Annotated in this window: 1 protein-coding gene; it reads right to left on the reverse strand. The window is 55.6% G+C overall.

The genetic code is table 11. From position 1 onward, the window contains the following. Positions 1-17: 17 nt before the first annotated feature. Positions 18-3005, reverse strand: coding sequence for a hypothetical protein (locus tag EPO09_RS10000; RefSeq protein WP_290642672.1), 2988 nt, complete (start codon positions 3003-3005; stop codon positions 18-20). Between the last annotated feature and the right edge of the window lie 113 nt (positions 3006-3118).

Below are 3118 nucleotides of genomic sequence, written 5' to 3' on the forward strand. Positions count from 1 at the left end.
TGTGACTACTGCCTCCGCTATGTTGGCGTATATTTTGCAGCCTGTCGAGCCGGCGCGCGTCCCGCATCTGCTTTCGTAATACGGGCCTTCGCTTCCGTGGGTAAACGGGGAGTAAGGTCAAGGACTCTCGCCAGCACGCGCGCATATCCTCCCAGGCGTTGCTGCGCTAGTTGCGCTTGTTCGCTCAACATTTCCTGAAGTCCATGACGATCCAAGGATGCTCCAGTTTCTGGATGTTCCCACCTCTTGTCCGGATTTTTCACAGTCACGAGGAGGCATCCCGCTCTGGCCTTAGAGTGCGCCATGTACTTGTTAATCAATTGATCTTCGATGGTGTCCCTTAGCTCGCGCCCTGATCGAGGCTTTTCACCAATCTTCAGTTCGATGGTGGCTTGAAGATCCGCCAAGGCTCGTAGCCGAATGTCCGTTTCTTTGCCATCGGCCGTCACGGCCTCCTGGTCGACCGTGTAGGCCCCGTAAGAGGACACTTCGAACTCTCGGGCAATGGCTGGACGCAGTGCGTTTTCATCAGTCACCATGGCCCATGCAGCTCGCGGTGCTGTGTCCCGAAGCATCAGATCTTGAAGGTCATCGAGACGGTCGACGAGTAGATCAGCCATGTCCGACGCGGTTTGAGGCGTGAGTTCGCGGCCATTGAACGACTTTGCGACATCGTCCGGACTGAATATGCTGGCGTCAATTTCAGCGGCCAAGCGCTCGCGAGCCAACTGGCTAATGTGATCGCGTGCGTAGGAAAAATCAGGATCGTTTGCTAACGCCAGCTTCGCTGTCATCGCCTCAGGGCCCGTCCTGCTCATCAATTCGTCGAACACGTAGCGCCGTCCATCCTCCGCATGATCACGGCTTCCCGGCGTATACACGCCCTCATGGAACACATCCTGCTCTGAAAGAACATGACGATGGACGGCTTTCACCAATCGAAGCATGTCGAGTGGCTGAAGTGTCGTTCGCCAATTTCCCAAGCCCGGATTGCTGCGTTCATCGAAGAGCCTTCCGATTACGCGTATTGCCCAGCCATTCTTTTCAACAGGTAGGCGTTCCAGCAGGCCGAGGAGTACCGCCAGTCCTCGGTGGCAATTGACTTGACACAGTACGCGTAGCCAGAACAGTAGGAAGGGGCCTTCTGTGGCGATGCGGACTTCGCGAGTCGCCAATTCCCCCAGCCACCTCTGCGCCTTTTCTGATCCGTGGGCCAATAGAACGCGAATGACTTGGTCCAGCTTATTCTCAGCCTCCATTGTGTGAGGCTGGTGCATCAAGCCCTTGGCACCTTTCAGCCAAGCAACCAGCCGGGGCTCAAAAAGCTTGGCAGTTTCGCTGTGGCCATGCCGAAGTGACTGCAAGCGCATCGAATGCCATTGGTTGGAACCAGACGCTTCTGAGAGGTCTGCCTCGATCTCTTCGCCGATGACTCTCTCGACAACAGCCGGATACTTTTGGCAAAGCGCGACTAACCAACTGGGAGAACCATTGAGTTCGAGAAGTGCATAGCGCGCTGCCAGTTCGGCTTCATCCACACTCAACTTGGTAGCCCATGTTGCATCCTCAGCTTCGGCATATATGCCCATAAGCGCGTTCGACCATACGATTAGGTATCTGTCTTTATCACCGGCTTCGCGCTCACTGCGAACCGTGGGACGCAGCCCGCGCCAATAAGTCATGAGGCTCTCTCGCAGAAGATCAGTCGCGACCTTGCCAAAGCTTCGCTCTAGAAGCGTGCGGTCCCATCGGGCGTACCCTTCGCTCCTTGGCTTGTTGCGTAAGGCAAGAGAGATGTTCCAAATCGTGTTCTTCAGCCGATTGGGTGCCAATGCTTGAGTTGGCTTCTTGGCCAGCAGGCGCCACATCTCGTGCCACTGCTTTCTCTCTTTGGCAAGCTTGCGCTCTCGTTGCTTTTGCCGCTCTCGTTGCTCCCTCTGCATACGGGTGATGTTCGGGTCTGCGCTGGTCTCGGCTGCAATTAATTCATTCAGTTGGGCAACCAGCGCTGGCGAGTCCGCTACAGCTCGCCTAACGGCCTTGATGCTGGTGAGCGCTCCTTCTTTGCGAGGTAATACATAGACAGCTAGATGAAGAAGAACGGCACGATATCCGGTGTCGCGGCCCGTCTCTCCGAGCGCCGCCATGATCCAGCTTTGATCTGGCTTCCCGGAATAGGGCAAGGGGCTGTCCAAGAAGACCAAGCGCGCATAGATGCCACGGGAAGTGCGGTCGGAATACTGTCCAACAGCCCAAGCATAGTCCGCGTCAAAGATGTCCCGTCGATGCCGCTCTGGCAACTTTAGAAATTGCTTGGCCAGGTCCGTGTTCTCGCCGTGTGGATCATGAGACGATCTGGCTACTCTGAACGCGATGACGGCGGCACCCAGCAACTCACTTGAAATGGTGTTCTGTTTGAGAAGGCGAACGCATACGGCCCGAAGCACACGCGAAACTCTGAAGCGCCCTATTGGCTCCGTCACCTTGTCTTCATCTTGATCTAGTGCCACCATTTCACACGTGAGTTCAGTCAGCTTCGGCAGCAGTCCTTTGAGGCGTTCAATGTCCAGGTTTGCCGTCTCAATCAAGTGCGCAATGCTGTCGGCGAAGTGCGTGTCGTCGCCGGGTGCATGAACGAGCTTTTCTATGAGCTTCAATAGCTGAGCATCGGTAACGTGCTCGGGATAGAAGTATGAGCCTACCCATCGGGCCAGGCTTTGAGTCCAGCCTTCTGCCACCGACATGGTCGACTCTATGAATCCTGCGGCGCGATCATCCGACAACTTCGTTAGGAGCATGAGTGCTTCGAATCGTTCTTGCTCTTCGGCTTTCGGATCTCCTGCAATTGATGCGGCGAGATCGGCGCATTGTCCGTAGCCACCGCTTGAAGCGAGCTGCAGCAACAGATGACGAATCTCAGGATTTTCGATGCCGGCGTTCCAGAGTTCTAAGACCGTATTGCCAAGAGGCTGCTTTGCCAACCTGGAGATTTGCAGATTCGGCACACCGGTAATCCCCCCATAAACCATTGCTCAGAGAAGTAGAGCTATGCGGCCATGGCCAACCGCTGCTTGGGGGTGATGCCGCCCAAGGCCATGTTTGGGCGTTCATGGTTATA

This window comes from Aquabacterium sp., assembly GCF_004297345.1.
GTDB lineage: Bacteria > Pseudomonadota > Gammaproteobacteria > Burkholderiales > Burkholderiaceae_C > Aquabacterium.